The organism is Sphingomonas sp. SP6, assembly GCF_058313435.1.
Map to the genome: position 1 here is coordinate 509,475 of NZ_JBZFLG010000004.1, position 16,573 is coordinate 526,047.

Here is a 16,573-nt window from a genome sequence, read left to right on the forward strand (position 1 = left end):
GCGGCACCGCCAACACCTTAACAGGGGCTAAACAATCATGATCAAGTCCGCACTCCTTCTGGGAGCGGCGCTCGTCGCCGTTCCCGCCGTCGCGCAGACCGCGCCGTCGGCCTCGGTGGCCGCGTCCAAGCCCGCCTCGAAGATCCAGAACGTCATCGTCGTGATCAACGACGGCGGCGGGCCGACCGTGTACGACGCCACGCGACTGTACCTCGGCGGCAATCTCGTGACCGACGGCAAGCCGTTCCGCCGGACCTTCGCCTCGACCTATCCGCTGCGCCCCGACAGCCCCACCAACAACACCCCGGGCACCGACGAGCAGGACCCGGCATCGGTGTACGATTCGGCGAAGTTCTGGGATGCCACCCCGGTCGCGGGTCCGTCGACCGTGAGCGGCTACAGCGCCTATCCGGCCGCGTTTGCGGGCTATGAGTTCAGCCGCTTCGCGCATCCCGATTCGGGCAACACCGCGTCGGCGCTGTCGAACGGTCACAAGACCTACAACAACGCGATCAACGTGGATGGCTCGGGCGATCCGCAGGTCACGATCGTCGATCTGCTCCAGGCGGCCCGCAAGGGCGGCAAGCGCACCGGCGTCGTCACCACGGTCGAGTTCAGCGACGCCACTCCGGCGGCGCTCGGCGGCGCGCACAACATCGCGCGCGCCAACCACTTCGCGATCGCGGACGAGATGTTCGGCAACGGCATGCTCGACGTGATCGGCGGCGCCGGCAGCCCCGACTATGACGACAACGGCGTGCTGCGCACGACCCCCGTCTACAACTGGGTTTCGGAGGCGACCTGGACCGATCTGGTCAACGGCACCAACGTCTCGGGCCACAATGCGTACAACTTCAACCTGGTCCGCGACCGCAGCGCCATCCAGGCGCTGGCGAACGGCACGGCACCGGCTCCCGAGAAGCTCGCGATGATCGTCAAGAGCTACACCTCGACCCAGTTCAACCGCGCGGGCGAGACCACCAACCCGGCGGACCCGCACACCAAGGAGCCGTTCACCGATCCGCTCCGCACCGATACGCCCACCCAGGCCGAACTGACCGTCGCGGCGCTCAATGCGCTGGGCCGCCAGATCACCCCCCGCGGCAAGCCGCGCGGCTTCTATCTGATGACCGAGGCGGGCGCGGTCGACCGCGCCGAGCATGCCAACAACGAAGGCCGGATGATCGAGGAGCAGATCGCCTCGAACGACACGGTCCAGGCGATCATCGACTGGGTGAATCGCGCCGACACCGACGCCAACTGGGACAACACCCTGTTGATCGTCTCGGCCGATCACGACCACCTGCTCTATGGCCCGGACGGCGCGACCGTTCCGTTCCAGAAGCTTCAGGACAACGGCCCCGGGAAGATGCCGGGCGCGAAGTTCTTCGGTCCGAACCACGGCACCGGGCTAGTCCCGCTCTATGCCTATGGCGCGGGTTCGAAGGATCTGATCGCCGCGGCGACCCACGTCGACACGTACATCGACGCCAACGGTGACCGCCGCGGTCATGGCAACTACATCGACCAGACCGAGGTCGGTGCGTTCCTGAAGGCGGCGCTGTCGAAGGCCGACTGAGCCAAGCTCGCAACGACGATCGGGGCGGTGCCGGCGCGAGCCGGTGCCGCCCTTCTTCGTGTCAGGAGGCGAACTGCCGGACGAAGGCCGACGCGCGCGCCGCCACTTCAGGCACGCCCATGCCCGGCCGATAGAGGGCCGAGCCGAGGCCGAAGCCTGCCGCGCCGGCCGCGCGCCACGGGGCCATCGAATCAGGGGTCACGCCGCCGACCGGGAGCACGCGAACGCCGCGCGGCAACACCGCCAGCATCGCCTTGAGCGCCGCCGGGCTTGCGGCCTCCGCCGGGAACAGCTTGAGCGCGGTCGCGCCGGCCCGGAGCGCCGCGAACGCCTCGCTCGGCGTGGCGATGCCGGGAAGCGAGACCATTCCCGACGCGACGCTCGCCGCGATCACCGCCGGATCGGCGTTGGGCGAGACGATCATCTCGCCGCCCGCGGCCATCACCGCCGTCACGGCCTCGATGTCGAGCACCGTTCCCGCGCCGACCACCGCCTTGCCCGCCAACCGCCGCGAGAGGCGTGCGATGCTGTCGAGCGGGTCCGGCGAATTGAGCGGCACCTCGATCAGCGTGAAGCCGGCGCCGACCAGCGCGTCGCCGATCGGCTCGACGTCATCGGGGCGCACCCCGCGCAGGATCGCAACGAGCGGGCAGGTCGCGAACGCGCGATCGAAAGCTGTCATATCCGGTCTCCGAGGACGGTCATGCCGGAGACGAACGCCGCCTCGGCGTCGACGACCACCGCGCGCCGCCCCTGCGACTCGATGGCGACTGCGTAGAGCGCGGCGAGCGCCGGCTCGGCGAGAACGTGGACGGTCTCGAACTCCGTCGTGGCGAGACGCGCCGCGACGTCGCTGCCGATCAGCAACCCGCTCACGAACGAGGCCGCGCCCGCGTCGTCGCGCGTCCGCAGCAGAGACGCGGCGCGTACGCCGAACAGCGAGGCGGCGAGGTCGCGGCGACCGCCCTCGGCGACGCCCTCGAGGAACGCGCCACCGGATGCGACCTTATCCTGGATTTGGGGTGCGAGCACGCTGTGGCTGCGCAGAAGCGCGAAGAGCTCACCCGTCATAGCGCTGACGAAGCCGTCGATCCGTCCCTCGCTCAATCGCACCCACTTGCAATGGGTGCCCGGATGGCAGAGCAGCGCGTCCGCAGGAACGAGCGCGGCGGCAGCCGCGCCCAAGGCCTGGACCTCCTCACCGCGCATCACGTCGCCGCGGCCGTCCGCGAGCGTCATCACACCGGGAACGATCGCGGTGCGCTCATCGATACGGAGAAGCCCGTCCCCGAGTTCGCGCACGCCGGCCGGGACGGAGACATAGGGAGCGGCGCGCCATCCCAGCGTCGAGCCCACCATGCCGGCGAGGAGCATCGGCAACGCACCCAGCCGCGCGCGGAGGGCCGCCACCTCGGCGGGAAACCCGCCGGGCGCGATCGCGGTCACGCCGCGCGGCTCCTGCTCCCGGTAGGACACGCGGCCGCCGTCGAGGACGAAGGCGCGGCGGTTGGTCGTGCCCCAATCGACCGCGATGAGCCGCCGAGCGGACCAAGCGTCCGAGACGTCGATCGGCGAGGAGCTCGGCATGGCCCCGGACTAACGCGCTTTCGACCGAGCCGAAAGCCCGGGAGAACGAACAGAACGGTACGATCAAACGAACATTCCCATTTTCGGTCCTGACCTTCGATGCTAGGGGTCGGGAATGAGCGAGCCATTCGACCTCCTGATCGTCGGCGGTGGCGTCAACGGTGCGGGGATCGCCCGCGACGCGGCGGGGCGGGGGCTTGCCGTGCTGCTCGTCGAGCAGGACGATCTGGCGAGCCACACCTCGTCGGCGTCGACCAAGCTGATCCACGGCGGCCTGCGCTATCTCGAATATGGCGAGGTGCGGCTGGTGCGCGAGGCGCTGATCGAACGCGAGCGTCTGTGGCGGATGGCGCCCCACATCATCTGGCCACTGCGTTTCGTGCTGCCGCAGACTCAGTCGCCGCGTCCCGCCTGGATGGTGCGCGCCGGACTGTTCCTCTACGATCATCTCGGCGGCCGAAAGAACCTGCCTGCGACCGAGACGATCCGGCTCGATCGATCGCCGGTCGCCGCGGGCTTGAAGGACCGGCGCGGCCGGGCGTTCGTCTATTCGGACTGTTGGGTCGAGGACAGCCGGCTCGTCGTCCTCAACGCCCGCGACGCCGCCGATCGCGGCGCCGACATCCGTCCCCGCACCCGGCTGATCGCGGCGCGGCGAGAGGGGGACGTGTGGAGCGTGACGATCGTCGATGTGGACGGAGAGCGTGAGGTCCGCGCCCGCGCGCTGGTCAACGCCGCCGGGCCCTGGGTCGCGCAGATTCTCGCCAAGGTCCCCGGCGCGCGCACCGATCGCGGCGTCCGGCTGGTCAAGGGCAGCCACATCGTGGTGCCGCGGCTGTACGACGGGCCGCACGCCTTCATGCTCCAGAACCCGGACCGGCGGATCGTGTTCGCGATCCCCTATGAGGGTAGGTATACGCTGATCGGCACGACGGACCAGCCGTGGAGCGGCGAGCCCGCGCCGCCCGAGATCGACGCCGAGGAGAGGCGCTACCTGCTCGATACGGCCAACCGCTATTTCACGGCGCAGCTTGCGGAAGCCGACATCGCCTGGACTTATTCGGGCATCCGCCCGCTCTACGACGATCACGCCGGCAACGCCTCGGCGGTGACCCGCGACTATGTGCTCGATCTCGACGCGGGGCCGGGAGGCGCGCCGATGCTCAGCGTGTTCGGCGGGAAGATCACCACCTACCGCAAGCTCGCCGAACATGCGTTGGCCAAGCTCGCGCCGTTCTTCCCCGCGGCGAACGGTGCCTGGACGGCGGGGGCGGTGCTCCCCGGGGGCGACATCGACGGGAATTTCGACGGCTTCGTCGACGAACTCGTCCGCTCGCGTCCCGGTCTGCCCGCAGCGCTGCTCCGCCGTCTCGCGCGCGCCTATGGGACTCGGATCCGGACACTGCTGGGCGACGCGACGAAAATGAGCGATCTCGGCGAGGATTTCGGCGGCGGGCTGACTGCGCGCGAGGTCGACTATCTGCGCGATCACGAATGGGCGCGGACCGCCGAAGACGTGCTGTACCGCCGTTCGAAGCTTGGCCTCCATGTCCCCTCAGGCGCCGCCGAGCGCGTCGCCGCGCATCTGGAATGAGCGACGCGCCCGACGTCGTCGCGCGTCGCCACCGGCGCATCCTCGATCTCGCGCGCGCGACCGGTCACGTCTCGGTGGAGGCCTTGGCGGCCGCGCTGGAGGTGACGCCACAGACGGTGCGGCGCGACCTCAGCCAACTCGCCGGTCGCGCGCTGCTGTCGCGGGTCCACGGCGGCGCGGTCGTCACCTCGGGCGTGGACAACCTGGACCGCGAGGCGCGTCGCCATATCGCGGCGGAGGCGAAGGCGGCGATCGGCGTGGCGGCGGCGAACCTGGTGCCGGACGGCGCGAGCGTCATCATCAACATCGGCACGACCGCCGAGGCGATCGCAAGAGCGCTGACGGACCGGCGCCACCTCTTGGTAGTGACCAACAACCTCAACGTCGCGGAGATCCTCGCCGGCGCGCCGACGATCGAGGTGCTGGTCGCCGGGGGTCGGGTCCGCGCCGCGGACCGGGCCGTAGTCGGCGCGCTCGCGACCGACTTCATCCGCGGGTTCAAGGTCGATTATGCGCTGATCGGCTGTTCCGCGATCGACCAGGACGGCGCGCTCCTCGACTTCGACGTCGAGGAGGTCCGCGTGTCGCAGACGGTGATCCAGCAGGCGCGCCACGTCATCCTCGCCGCGGACGCGACCAAGTTCGCCCGCGCCGCGCCGGTCCGGATCGCGGGGCTCGACGCGGTGGATCACCTCGTCACCGACAGGGCCGAGCCGCGGCTGGCCGACCTCTGCCGCGCGGCCGGAGTCGAGCTCGTTGAGGCGGTTCCTTAGGCGACGATCCTGACGGGGACTCCCTTTGCCGCCGGGGTCTTCGACTGCTGGTCGTGATACCAGAGCGGGATCAGCGGGTTGAGTTCGGGATAATAGCCGCCCAGGCACCCGCGCGGCAGCAGGAACGGCGTCACCGTCAGCCCGCCGACCTGCCGGTCGACCCCGTCGTCGGCGTCGCTCGCCAGTCCGACCACCTGACCCTCGCTGAGGCCCGCCGCGGCGATGTCCTCCGGGTTCATCAGCAGCACGTCGCGCGTGCCCTCGATCCCGCGGAGCCGATCCGAATAGCCGTAGATGGTCGTGTTGAACTGGTCGTTCGACCGCAGTGTCATCAGCCGCCACCGCCCGGCCTTGTCGTCCACCCCCATGGCGTTGAGCTTGGGCGGAACGGTGAACTCGGCCTTTTTGCTCTCCGTCTTCCAGACGCGCTCACGCGCCGAATTGCCGCGGTAGAAGCCCCCGGGGGTGAACACGCGGACGTTGAAGTCGTGGAACTGCTCGGGATAGGTCTGCTCGATCGCGTCGCGGATCAGGCTGTAGTCGCCGACCCAGGCGTCCCACGGGACCTTCGGATTGGGCGCCAGCGTCGCCTTCGCCATGCCCGCGACGATCGCCACCTCGGACAGCAGATGCGGGCTCGCCGGCGTGATATTGCCCAGCGAGCCGTGGATGCAGGACAGCGAGTCCTCCATCGTCACCGCCTGCGCGCCCGATTCCTGGGCGTCCTCTTCCGACCGGCCGAGACACGGCAGCAGATACGCGATCTCGCCGTTGATCAGGTGGCTGCGGTTGAGCTTGGTCGCGATCTGGACGGTCAGCCGTATCCCGGTCCACGCCCGTTCCATCGCCTCCCGCTCCGGAATCGCCCGGACGAAATTGCCCCCGAGCCCGATGAACGCCTTGACCTCGCCCGAGATGATCTTCTTGCAGCCTTCGACGGTGTTGAGCCCCTCGTCCCGCGGCGGATCGAAACCGAACTGTTTGGCAAGCGTGTCGAGCGGGACCAGTTCAGGCTTTTCCGAGATGCCGACGGTCCGCTGCCCCTGCACGTTCGAATGTCCGCGGACCGGGGACACGCCGGCGCCGTCGCGCCCGATGTTGCCCTTCAGCAGCGCCAGGTTCACGATCGCGCCGATCGTCTCAGCGCCGTGGACGTGCTGGGTGATCCCCATGCCGTAGAGGAAGATCGTCCGCTTGGCGCGGATATAGACGTCTGCCGCCGCCTCGATGTCGGCGCGCGCGAGACCGCTCTCGTGCTCGATCTCGTCCCAGCTCTTCGAATTGGCGAACGCCTTGGCCTGTTCGAACCCGTTGGTGTGCTGCGCGATGAAATCGACGTCGAGGACGTGGCGCTGTTCCTCGCGCCACAGCGTCTCCTCGGCGGCGAGGACGTGCTTGATCATGCCGGTGATCGCCGCGATGTCGCCTCCGGTCTTGACCTGGAGGTAGTGCGACGAGATCGGCGTCGCCGCCCCGCCGAGCATCTGGACGGGGTTCTGCGGGCTCTTGAACTTGACCAGCCCGGTCTCGCGGATCGGGTTGAAGGTGACGATCTCGACCCCGCGCTTGACAGCTTCCTGAAGCGGATGGAGCAGCCGCGGCGAGTTGGTTCCCGGATTCTGCCCGAAGAAGAACATCGCGTCGCACAGGTCGAAGTCGCTCAGCACGCAGGTGCCGACGGGGGATCCGATCACCTTCTTGAGGCCGACCGAGGTGGTCTCGTGGCACATGTTCGAGCTGTCGGGCAGATTGTTGTGCCCGTACATCCGGGCGAACAGGGCGTAGAGATAGCTCGTCTCCAGGCTTGCCCGGCCCGAGGCGTAGAAGATCGCCGCCCCGGGATCGATCGCCTTCAGTTCCGCCCCGATCGCGGCGAACGCCTCGTCCCAGGTGCACGGCACGTATTTGTCGAGCGCGGGGTCGAACCGCATGGGATGGGTGAGCCGCCCGGTCTGCTCGAGGTCGTAGTCCTTCCAGCCCTTCAGCTCGGTGATCGTGTGCGCGGCGAAGAACTCGGGGCCGCAGCGCTTGGTCGTATTCTCCCAGAGTGTCGCCTTCGCGCCGTTCTCGCAGAACTCGAACGTGTGCGGATGGGCGGGCTTGGTCCAGGCGCACGACACGCACATGAAGCCGCCGACCTTGTTCTGCCGGCGGAGCGTATCGAGCACCGCCGGACGCGGCCGTTCCCGGCCCGCCGTCTCGATCATCCCGCGGAGCGATCCCCAACCACCCTCGGGGCCGTCATAATGAACGGTGTCTTTCTCTTCGGTCATGCTCGCCCCTCCGGCCTGTCCTGTCCCCAACCGCTGGGACTTGGATCAGTTCACCCGATTCTCGAAGACGGCCGCCGGGCGGACCGGGCGCGCGTCGAGCGCATGCCAGATCAGCAAGGCCGGCACGCCGATCGCGACTTCGCGCGCGCGCTTGGCCAGCGACAGGACCAGTGCCGTTTCCGCCGGCAAACCGAACAGCGGCCCCAGCACGACATAGGCCGCCTCCTGAAAGCCCAGCGCGCCGGGTACCGCGAACGCCACCGACCGGACCGTGAAGATCAGCGCCTCGATCGCGATCGCCCACAGGAACGGCAAGTCCACCCCGATCAGCCGCAGCAGCAGCCAGCTGCCCGCCGCCGACGCCGTCCAGCCCGCCAGATTCAGCACGAACGACACCAGCAGACGCCGGCGTCGCCGGTACACCTCGGACAGCTCCGCCTGGATCGCCACGACCGCCGCCTCCGCTCCCGGAACGCGCCGCGACAGCCGCGCCGCGAGCGCCAGCAGCGGGCGTTGCCCCAGCACGAACACCGCCACGATGGCGAGCAGCCCAGCCGCGCCGCCGGCGATCGCCGGCCGCAGCGCCGCCCCGGCCTCGCCCATCAGGATCGACGCGGTCATGCCCACGCCGAACAGCGTGAACAGCAGCTGCGAGGCCATCTCGGTCGTCATGTCCGCCGCGAATGCGGCATAGACCCGAGCGCGCGGCACCCCGGCGGCGGTCAGCGTACGCGTCCCGTAGACGATTCCCCCGATCTGGGAGAAGGGGAGCAGGTCGGCAGCCGCCTCGCGCACCATCCGCGCCCAGGCGAACAGGGGCAGGCGGCGCGCCGGCTCGTCCCTGGCGACCGCGAGCCAAGCGCCGCCGAGCAGGCCGAACACCGCGACCGAGTAAGCGACATAGAGCACCGCCCCCGACCAGCCGAGTCGCCGCGCGACGGCGGCGACCGCGCCGGGATCGACCGAGCGGAGCGCCCAAGCCGCCACCGCCAGCCCGACCATCGTCGCGACGAGGAAGCCGATCCGCGCCTTGCTCAGCCCAGCACCATCCGCGACCGCCGCGCGGGCGGCGCCCCGATCGGGCGGCGCCCGGCGAACCCGCGGCGCACTTCCTTGTCCGGCGCGGTCCTACGCATCGGCGACCTCAGTCCGGGGAAAGGAAGGTGCGGAAGTCGCCATGCGCGGCCATCTGCTCCGTGATCGCCGCGGCTGCAAGCGGGTCGACCAGGGCGGCCAGCTCGCCCGGATAATCGTAGCCGGGAGCGGAGCCGGGATATGGGCCGGTCGCCGGGTGGGCGTAGAGCTCGGTAAGGCCGTCCGGAAGCGCCGCCAGCGCCGCGCGCATCCGGTCGACGGTGAAGGCGCCGGTCCAGCGCAGCCCGATCACCTGATCGGGGACCAGCATTCCCGCGCGCCGCAGCCTTACGGCAAGTCGCTTCGCCCACCAGGCCTCGATCCCCGCCGTCCCGATCTCGAACGGCGCGCGAACGGCGCGCATTCCGAACCGCGGCCCGATTCGCAGCACGGCGGCGGCGATGGTGGGATGGAGGTGAAAGTGCTTGTGGGCGTTGACGTGGTCGAGCGGCAGACCGGTCGCCGCGAATGCCGCGAACTGCGCCTCCACCTCCGCATGGAGCTGCGCACGCGCTCGCGGATCGGCGAAGATGCGGATCGCCGCGCGCACCATGTCCGGACGGAACCTGCCGTCGCCGCCGACCAGCGCCGGGATGCGGTCCGCGGGCAGGGCGGGGCGTCCGTCGACCAGGACCAGATGGAGGCCGACGCCGAGGTTCGGCATCCAGGTCGCTCGCGCCACGGCGTCTGCGGCGGCCGCTCCGGTCACCATCAGGCTGGCGGCGGTCAGGATGCCGTCGCGGTGCGCCTGCTCTACCGCTTCGTTGACCTGCGGCGACGCGCCGAAGTCGTCGGCGGTCACGATCAGCCGCTTCACTCCGCGGGCTCCGCCGCGATGCGGCCGCCGCCGGCCATCCGCAGCCGCTCGCCCCGCCAGTCGACCTGCCGGGCGGCGTAGCTGGCGAGATAGACCGCGAACGACAACAGGTCGCGCAGCGGCAGCCATGCCTTGGGCGCAGTCGGCTCCCCGACGAGCCGGTCGACTTCAGTCGCCGCGAAGACGCGCGCTCCGAACGCGACGAGCGCCACCGCCAGGCCGATCCACGGATGCGCCAACGCCCCGAGCAGCGCCAGCGGCACCGGATGGGTGATCACCGCGCCCGCATAGGCGAGCGGCGGCGTCACTTGCCGCACGGTCGCGGCCCAGCGCAGTTCGTGGCGCCATACCGCCCCGAGCGCAGGCTCGTCGCTGGCGTGAGTGAGGAGGAGGGAGGGGATCGCGATGGACTGGCCGGTCGCGCGCACCGCCTGGCCGATCGCGTGATCGTCGGCGAGCACGTCGGCGAATCGCGCGAACCCGCCGATGCGGCCGAGCGTGGCTCGCCGGAGCGCGATGGTGGAGCCCATGCAGGCGTCGCCGATCTGACCCGACATGCTGGCGAAGGTCGCGTCGAGCAGGAAGCGGTAGGAGAGCCCCGCCGCCGCCAGCCGCGACGCCCAGCCGACGTCGCCGCGCCCGCGGTAGAGGCAGGTCACCACGCCGACGCCGGGCCGATCGAGCGCCGCCACCAGCGTCGACAGGTAATCGCGCGGCGCGGCCATGTCGCTGTCGCTCAGCACGACGATGTCGTGCGCGATCCGGGGTTCCATGTTGACGAGATTGGCGACCTTCCCGTTCGATCCGTGCCGCCGCGGGTCGACCACCAGGTCGATCCGCGCGGTCGGATAGCGGAGCCGCAGCACCTCGACCGCGAGCGTCGCGGGGTCGCGGGCGTCGGCGACCCCGCAGAGCAGCTGGACCGGACCGGCGTGATCCTGCGCCAGGAAGGTCGCGAGATTGTCCACGAGCCGCGGCTCCGCACCGTGGAGCGGCTTGAGGATGGTGACGCCGACGCCGGAGCGGGGCGCCGGTGCGGGGGCGACGAAATAGCGTCGCGTCGCCAGCGCGGCGACGACCGTGTAACCGCAACCGAGGATCGAGAGCGCGAGAAGGAGCCAGGCGAGGAGGGAAAGGAGCATCGGCCCCGCCATAGGCGCTCCGACCCACGCGGGTAAGGGGACGTCCGAGCACGCCTGCTCGACATTTCGCGGCGCCGGGCCGATAAGCCGCCCCAGATCACAGACCCGGAATCACAGCAACGTGCGCACCCTCTTCCTCCAGGCTCCCTCGTTCGACGGCTATGACGGCGGCGCGGGCGCGCGCTACCAGATGAAGCGCGAGGTCAAGTCGTTCTGGTATCCCACCTGGCTCGCCCAGCCCGCCGCCATGGTGCCGGGCTCCAAGCTGATCGACGCCCCCGCGCACGATCAGTCGTGGGAGGAGATCGCGCACGAGTTCGATGAGCGCGATCTCGTGATCCTCCACACCTCGACCCCCAGCTTCAACCAGGACATCCGCACCGCCGCGCTGATCAAGGCGCGCAATCCTTCGATCCTGATCGGCTTCGTCGGCGCCAAGGTCGCGATCGAGCCCGACCAGAGCCTCGCCGCCAGCCCGCACATCGATTTCGTCGCGCGCGAGGAATACGATTTCACCGTAGTGGAGATCGCCGCGGGCAGGCCGCTGGCCGAGGTCGACGGGATCACCTGGCGCGCGCCCGACGGGACGTTCGTCCGCAACGCCAACCGCGCGATGATCGAGGACATGGACTCGCTGCCGATGGTCTCGCCGGTCTACAAGCGCGACCTCGTCATCGAGAAGTATTTCGGCGGCTATCTCCGCCATCCCTATGTCAGCTTCTACACCGGGCGCGGGTGCAAGAGCCGCTGCACCTTCTGCCTGTGGCCGCAGACGATCGGTGGGCACAATTACCGCTTCCGCTCGGTCCCCAAGGTGATCGAGGAGGTCGAGTACATCCTGCGCGAGATGCCGCAGGTGAAGGAGATCTTCTTCGACGACGACACGCTGACCGATCTGGCGCCGCGCGTCGAGGAGCTGGCGCGGGCGCTGGGCGCGCTCGGCTTCGGCAAGCCGGGGTTCAAGGTGTCGTGGAGCTGCAACGCCAAGGCCAACGTCCCGCGGAAGACGCTGGAGGTGCTCAAGGCGAACGGCCTGCGGCTGCTGCTGGTCGGCTACGAGAGCGGCAATCAGCAGATCCTCCACAACATCAAGAAGGGGCTGCGCGTCGACGTCGCGCGGCAGTTCACCAAGGACTGCCACGAACTCGGCATCGTCATCCACGGCACCTTCATCCTGGGGCTGCCCGGCGAGACGCTGGAGACGATCGAGGAGACGATCAATTACGCCAAGGAGATCAACCCGCACACGATCCAGGTGTCGCTCGCCGCGCCGTATCCTGGGACGTTCCTGTACAAGCAGGCGATCGAAAACGGCTGGTTCGACAACACCAACGAGTTGCTGACCGAGGGCGGAACCCAGATCGCGCAGCTCAGCTATCCGCATCTCCACGCCAGCGTGATCTTCGACAAGGTCGAGGAATTCTACCGGCGTTTCTACTTCCGCCCGCGCAAGATCGGCGCGATCATGGGCGAGATGCTGCGCGATTTCGACATGATGAAGCGCCGGCTGCGCGAGGGGGTAGAGTTCTTCGAGTTCCTGCGCGAGCGCAAGAAGGCGGCGTAAGTCACTCGCCGATCAGGTGCAGCGCAACCCGGCGCCGGTGCGGGGCGTACCGGTGTTCGAAGACGTAGATGCCCTGCCACGTCCCCAGCATGGGCGCGCCTTCGGCGACCGGGATCGACAGGCTGGTCGCGGTGAGCGCGGCGCGCAGGTGGGCGGGCATGTCGTCCGGCCCTTCGTCATCGTGGTCGTAGTCGCGGCTCTCGGGTGCGACCTTCGCAAAATAGCGCTCGAGGTCTCGCCGGGCGGCGGGGGCGGCGTTCTCCTGGATCAGCAGCGAGGCAGACGTGTGGCGGAGGAACAGGGTCAGCAGCCCGGTGCCGATTCCGGTCGCGGCCACCCAGCGGATGACCTCGCCGGTGATCTCGTGGAGGCCCTGGCCCGGCGTTGCCACCACCAGTTCGGTCGCCGCTTGCCGCATCATGCCTCTCGCGTCTCGCGCAGACCCCAGATCGTCACCGCAAGGGCCATCAGCGTCACCCCCCAGGTGTACCAAAGGCCGGAATAGGGATCGCCGGTCTTGGCGACGATATACTGGCTGATGAAGGGCAGGAATCCGCCGAAATAGCCGGTCCCGAGATGATAGGGGATCGAGAGCGACGAATAGCGGATCGCGGGCGGGAACATCTCCGACAGGAGCGCCGCGACCGGGCCGTAGGTGATCCCCGACAGCCCTGTGATCGCCAGGATGCCGAACAGGATCAGCGCGATCTGCCCCGCCCCCGGGCGGACCTTGGCGAGGTCGTAGCCGGCCGAGGTCAGCGCGGCGTCGAGCCCCTCGGGCGAGGTGTCCGGGACCAGGGTGCCGCCGATCGTCACGCGGACCGCCGCCGCCTCGCGCTTGGTGTAGGCGACGCCCTTCTTCGAGAGATGATCGAGCAGCTTGCCGCAGGCATCGATCTGCTTGGTCGCGAAGGGGGAATAGGCGCACGCCGGCCCCGACACCACGACCGGCGCGCGCGCCGCCGCCGCCGCGAGCCCCGGGTTCGCCGCGCCGCCGATCAGCCAGAAGATCGGGAACAGGAGGACGAGGGTCAGCACATAGCCGACGACGATCGGCGGTTTGCGCCCGACCCGGTCGCTGATGTGCCCGAACAGCACGAACCAGCCGACCCCGACCAGAGCGCCGAAGCCGGCGATCATCTGCGCGGTCGTCTCCTCGACCCGCATCGTCGTCTGAAGGAACGACAAGACCGAAAACATCGACGTGTACCAGATCACCGTCAGCCCGGCGGCGATGCCGAACAGCGCGACGATCATCCGCTTGAGGTTGCCGGGGTAGGTGAAGCTGTCCTTGAGCGGGTTCTTGGCGATCTCATCTTCGGCGCGCATCTTCTTGAAAACGGGACTTTCGCTGAGCTTCAGCCGCATCCACAGCGAGATCGCGAGCAGCGCCAGCGAGATCAGGAACGGGACGCGCCAGCCCCAGGCGTCCCAAGCGCCCGCGGGCAGCACCGCCTTGACCGCGAGGACCACCGCGAGGCTGAGGATGAACCCGCCGGCGACGCCGGCCTGGATGAAGCTAGTGTAGAAGCCTGCGCGGCCCTTGGGCGAATGTTCGGCGACATAGACCGCCGCTCCGCCATATTCGCCGCCGAGCGCCAGACCCTGCGCGATCCGCAGCAGCAGCACCAGAATCGGCGCGGCGAAGCCGATCGTCGCGGCGGAGGGGATGAGGCCGACTCCTGCGGTCGCCACGCCCATCAGCGTGATCGTGACGAGGAAGGTGTATTTGCGCCCGAGCTTGTCGCCGAGGTAGCCGAACAGCACGGCGCCGAGCGGCCGGAAGCCGAACCCGACCGCGAACCCCGCCCAGGCGAGCAGCGTCTGCACGGTCTCGTTTCCCGCCGGGAAGAAGGTCCGCCCGATGATCCCCGAGGCGGCAAGCGTGCCGTAGATGAAGAAGTCGTACCACTCGAACACGGTGCCGAGCGCCGACGCCGAGATGACGAGGCGGATGTCGGCGTGGGTGGGTTCGGCGTCCGGGCTGGCGATGGCTGCGGTCATTCCCTCTCCTTCTCGCCGCCCCTTCTACCCGCGCGGGGGCCTTGGTCCAGCGCGAGTCAGCGCGCCTTCGCCTCGGCGCGGAAGCGGTGGAGGAGCGGCTCGGTATAGCCGCTCGGCTGATCCACCCCCTCGAATACGAGCGCGCGGGCGGCCTGCCAGGCGAGGCCGTCGGGCACGAGCTTGCGATAGAGCGGGTCGCCGGCGTTCTGGGCGTCGACCTTGGCGGCCATGCGGGCGAAGGCGGCGTCGACCTCCTCCGCGGTGCAGACGCCGTGGAGCAGCCAGTTGGCGATGTGCTGCGACGAGATGCGCAACGTCGCGCGGTCCTCCATCAGTCCGACATCGTGAATGTCGGGGACCTTCGAGCAGCCGACGCCCTGGTCGATCCAGCGGACGACGTAGCCGAGAATGCCTTGCGCGTTGTTGTCGAGCTCCTCGCGGACCTCCTCGGGCGTCCAGTTGCGGCCGCCGGCGAAGGGGACCTCCAGCAGCTTGGCGAGTGGCGGGGGCGCTTCGACGGCGATCTCGCGCTGGCGGGCGAAGACGTCGACCTGGTGGTAGTGCATCGCGTGGAGCGTCGCCGCGGTCGGGGATGGTACCCAGGCGGTGTTCGCCCCCGACAGCGGATGCGCGATTTTCTGGTCGAGCATGTCGGCCATCCGGTCCGGCGCGGCCCACATGCCCTTGCCGATCTGCGCCTTGCCGGAAAGCCCGCAGGCGAGGCCGATGCGGACGTTGCGGTCCTCATAGGCCTTGATCCAGCCCGCGGCCTTCATCTCGCCCTTGCGGATGACGGGGCCGCCGCGCATCGCGGTATGGATCTCGTCGCCGGTGCGATCGAGGAAGCCGGTGTTGATGAACACGATCCGGTCCTTCACCGCATGGATGCAGGCGGCGAGGTTCGCGGAGGTGCGGCGCTCCTCGTCCATCACTCCGACCTTCACCGTGTGGCGGGCGAGGCCGAGCAGGTCCTCGACCTCGTCGAACAGGCGGTTGGTGAAGGCGCATTCGTCGGGGCCGTGCATCTTCGGCTTGACGATGTAGACGCTGCCAGCGCGGCTGTTGACGAAGCGGCCGAGGCGGCGGAGGTCGAACAGCGCGATCGTCGACGTGACGATCGCGTCGAGAACGCCTTCGGGCGCTTCCGAGCCGTCCGGGAGCCTAATCGCCGGCGTGGTCATCAGGTGGCCGACGTTGCGGACGAAGAGCAGCGAGCGACCGGGGATGGTGAAGGCCAAGCCGCTCGGCGCTGTGAAGCTACGGTCAGCGTTTAGCTTGCGGGTCAGCGACTTGCCGCCCTTTTCGAAGGTCTCTTCGAGGTCGCCGCGCATCAGGCCGAGCCAGTTGCGGTAGGCGGCGGTCTTGTCCGCCGCGTCGACTGCGGCGACCGAATCCTCGAGATCGACGATCGTCGTTAGCGCAGACTCCAGCACCACGTCGGCGATGCCGAGCGGATCGGTCGCGCCGATCGGATGGCTGCGATCGACCACCACCTCGACGTGGAGGCCGTAATTTATGAAGACAATGCCGCGGTCCGAGCGCGCGAAGCGCTGCGGGCAGTCCTCGCCGGTGAGCGCCTTTTCCCAGCCGGGAAAGGTCGCGTCGAGGAAGGCACGGGCGCGGGCGATCACCGCCGCGCCGCGTTCGGCGTCATAGCCTCCGGACCGGGGTGCCGGCGCGTCGAGCGCGTCGGTACCGTAGAGCGCGTCGTACAGGCTCCCCCAGCGCGCATTGGCGGCGTTGAGGACGAAGCGGGCGTTGAGCGAGGGGACGACCAACTGCGGCCCGGCCATCGTCGCGATCTCGGGGTCGACGCCCGTCGTGCCGATCGTGAACGGTGCGGGCTCGGGGACGAGATAGCCGATCGCGTGGAGGAACGCCTCGTGGACTGGTTCGCCCGCGGCGTAGCGCGCGTCGATCTGCGACTGGAGGTCTTCGCGGCGGGCGAGGAGCGCGCGGTTCTCGGGGGTGAAGTTGCCGAAGATCACGGCGACGCCCTGCCACCATGCGTCCGCGTCGATCGCTAGCGGGGCGAGCACCTCGGCCTCGAGGAAGGTCGCGAGGGCGACGTCGACCGAGAGGCCGGCGCGGGTGATCATGGGGAAC

The 16,573-nt window shown here is 69.3% G+C and carries 13 protein-coding genes; 4 read left to right on the forward strand and 9 right to left on the reverse strand.

Annotation, left to right across the window (positions count from 1 at the left end; all coding sequences use genetic code 11):
• The first annotated feature begins 37 nt into the window (after positions 1 to 37).
• On the forward strand, positions 38 to 1,579 hold the full coding sequence (locus AC4GYY_RS15915) for an alkaline phosphatase (protein ID WP_491121957.1): 1,542 nt from the start codon (positions 38 to 40) through the stop codon (positions 1,577 to 1,579).
• Between the two features lie 61 nt (positions 1,580 to 1,640).
• Here AC4GYY_RS15915 and AC4GYY_RS15920 read toward each other — a convergent pair whose 3' ends face one another.
• Together AC4GYY_RS15920 and AC4GYY_RS15925 are read right to left on the reverse strand one after the other, a co-directional pair.
• Positions 1,641 to 2,261, reverse strand: a complete 621-nt coding sequence (locus tag AC4GYY_RS15920; protein ID WP_491121959.1) for a 2-dehydro-3-deoxy-6-phosphogalactonate aldolase — start codon at positions 2,259 to 2,261, stop codon at positions 1,641 to 1,643.
• Entirely contained in the window at positions 2,258 to 3,166 is a 909-nt protein-coding gene (locus tag AC4GYY_RS15925) for a 2-dehydro-3-deoxygalactonokinase (RefSeq protein WP_491121960.1), read from the reverse strand. The genes AC4GYY_RS15920 and AC4GYY_RS15925 overlap by 4 nt, the downstream gene beginning before the upstream one ends.
• A 115-nt stretch (positions 3,167 to 3,281) precedes the next feature.
• Here AC4GYY_RS15925 and AC4GYY_RS15930 point away from each other — a divergent pair, with 115 nt between their 5' ends.
• Both AC4GYY_RS15930 and AC4GYY_RS15935 read left to right on the forward strand, forming a co-directional pair.
• Positions 3,282 to 4,760 carry a glycerol-3-phosphate dehydrogenase gene (locus AC4GYY_RS15930; protein WP_491121962.1) on the forward strand — a complete coding sequence of 493 codons (1,479 nt, stop codon included), beginning with the start codon at positions 3,282 to 3,284 and terminating at the stop codon, positions 4,758 to 4,760.
• Entirely contained in the window at positions 4,757 to 5,533 is a 777-nt protein-coding gene (locus tag AC4GYY_RS15935; protein WP_491121964.1) for a DeoR/GlpR family DNA-binding transcription regulator, read from the forward strand. The genes AC4GYY_RS15930 and AC4GYY_RS15935 overlap by 4 nt, the downstream gene beginning before the upstream one ends.
• On the opposite strand, the gene AC4GYY_RS15940 is transcribed toward AC4GYY_RS15935, so the two are convergent.
• From AC4GYY_RS15940 to hpnI, 4 genes are all read right to left on the reverse strand, one after another.
• Entirely contained in the window at positions 5,530 to 7,806 is a 2,277-nt protein-coding gene (locus tag AC4GYY_RS15940; RefSeq protein ID WP_491121965.1) for an FdhF/YdeP family oxidoreductase, read from the reverse strand. The two genes, AC4GYY_RS15935 and AC4GYY_RS15940, sit on opposite strands and share 4 nt — an antisense overlap.
• Before the next feature lie 45 nt (positions 7,807 to 7,851).
• Positions 7,852 to 8,844, reverse strand: coding sequence for a lysylphosphatidylglycerol synthase domain-containing protein (locus tag AC4GYY_RS15945; RefSeq protein WP_491122031.1), 993 nt, complete (start codon positions 8,842 to 8,844; stop codon positions 7,852 to 7,854).
• Between the two features lie 106 nt (positions 8,845 to 8,950).
• Positions 8,951 to 9,757, reverse strand: coding sequence for a hopanoid biosynthesis-associated protein HpnK (gene hpnK / locus AC4GYY_RS15950; RefSeq protein ID WP_491121967.1), 807 nt, complete (start codon positions 9,755 to 9,757; stop codon positions 8,951 to 8,953).
• Positions 9,754 to 10,899, reverse strand: coding sequence for a bacteriohopanetetrol glucosamine biosynthesis glycosyltransferase HpnI (gene hpnI, locus AC4GYY_RS15955; protein ID WP_491121969.1), 1,146 nt, complete (start codon positions 10,897 to 10,899; stop codon positions 9,754 to 9,756). Before hpnI ends, hpnK begins: the two co-directional genes overlap by 4 nt.
• Positions 10,900 to 11,020: 121 nt before the next feature.
• Here hpnI and hpnJ point away from each other — a divergent pair, with 121 nt between their 5' ends.
• On the forward strand, positions 11,021 to 12,463 hold the full coding sequence (hpnJ, locus tag AC4GYY_RS15960) for a hopanoid biosynthesis associated radical SAM protein HpnJ (RefSeq protein ID WP_491121971.1): 1,443 nt from the start codon (positions 11,021 to 11,023) through the stop codon (positions 12,461 to 12,463).
• A gap of 1 nt (position 12,464) precedes the next feature.
• Here the strand turns inward: hpnJ and AC4GYY_RS15965 are convergent, their stop codons facing one another.
• The 3 genes from AC4GYY_RS15965 to AC4GYY_RS15975 are packed head-to-tail and all read right to left on the reverse strand — an operon-like array spanning position 12,465 to position 16,566.
• Entirely contained in the window at positions 12,465 to 12,881 is a 417-nt protein-coding gene (locus AC4GYY_RS15965) for a secondary thiamine-phosphate synthase enzyme YjbQ (protein ID WP_491122033.1), read from the reverse strand.
• A complete protein-coding gene (locus AC4GYY_RS15970; protein ID WP_491121973.1) occupies positions 12,881 to 14,467 on the reverse strand; it encodes an MFS transporter in 1,587 nt (528 codons plus the stop codon). Before AC4GYY_RS15970 ends, AC4GYY_RS15965 begins: the two co-directional genes overlap by 1 nt.
• Positions 14,468 to 14,523: 56 nt before the next feature.
• Positions 14,524 to 16,566, reverse strand: a complete 2,043-nt coding sequence (locus AC4GYY_RS15975) for a malate synthase G (protein WP_491121975.1) — start codon at positions 16,564 to 16,566, stop codon at positions 14,524 to 14,526.
• Positions 16,567 to 16,573: the final 7 nt, after the last annotated feature.

Excerpts from the sequence above, each read along its gene's own strand:
- AC4GYY_RS15915 (WP_491121957.1), top strand. The coding sequence starts at position 38 with ATGATCAAGTCCGCACTCCTTCTGGGAGCGGCGCTCGTCGCCGTTCCC.
- AC4GYY_RS15920 (WP_491121959.1), bottom strand. The coding sequence starts at position 2,261 with ATGACAGCTTTCGATCGCGCGTTCGCGACCTGCCCGCTCGTTGCGATC.
- AC4GYY_RS15925 (WP_491121960.1), bottom strand. The coding sequence starts at position 3,166 with ATGCCGAGCTCCTCGCCGATCGACGTCTCGGACGCTTGGTCCGCTCGG.
- AC4GYY_RS15930 (WP_491121962.1), top strand. The coding sequence starts at position 3,282 with ATGAGCGAGCCATTCGACCTCCTGATCGTCGGCGGTGGCGTCAACGGT.
- AC4GYY_RS15935 (WP_491121964.1), top strand. The coding sequence starts at position 4,757 with ATGAGCGACGCGCCCGACGTCGTCGCGCGTCGCCACCGGCGCATCCTC.
- AC4GYY_RS15940 (WP_491121965.1), bottom strand. The coding sequence starts at position 7,806 with ATGACCGAAGAGAAAGACACCGTTCATTATGACGGCCCCGAGGGTGGT.
- hpnI (WP_491121969.1), bottom strand. The coding sequence starts at position 10,899 with ATGCTCCTTTCCCTCCTCGCCTGGCTCCTTCTCGCGCTCTCGATCCTC.
- AC4GYY_RS15965 (WP_491122033.1), bottom strand. The coding sequence starts at position 12,881 with ATGCGGCAAGCGGCGACCGAACTGGTGGTGGCAACGCCGGGCCAGGGC.
- AC4GYY_RS15970 (WP_491121973.1), bottom strand. The coding sequence starts at position 14,467 with ATGACCGCAGCCATCGCCAGCCCGGACGCCGAACCCACCCACGCCGAC.
- AC4GYY_RS15975 (WP_491121975.1), bottom strand. The coding sequence starts at position 16,566 with ATGATCACCCGCGCCGGCCTCTCGGTCGACGTCGCCCTCGCGACCTTC.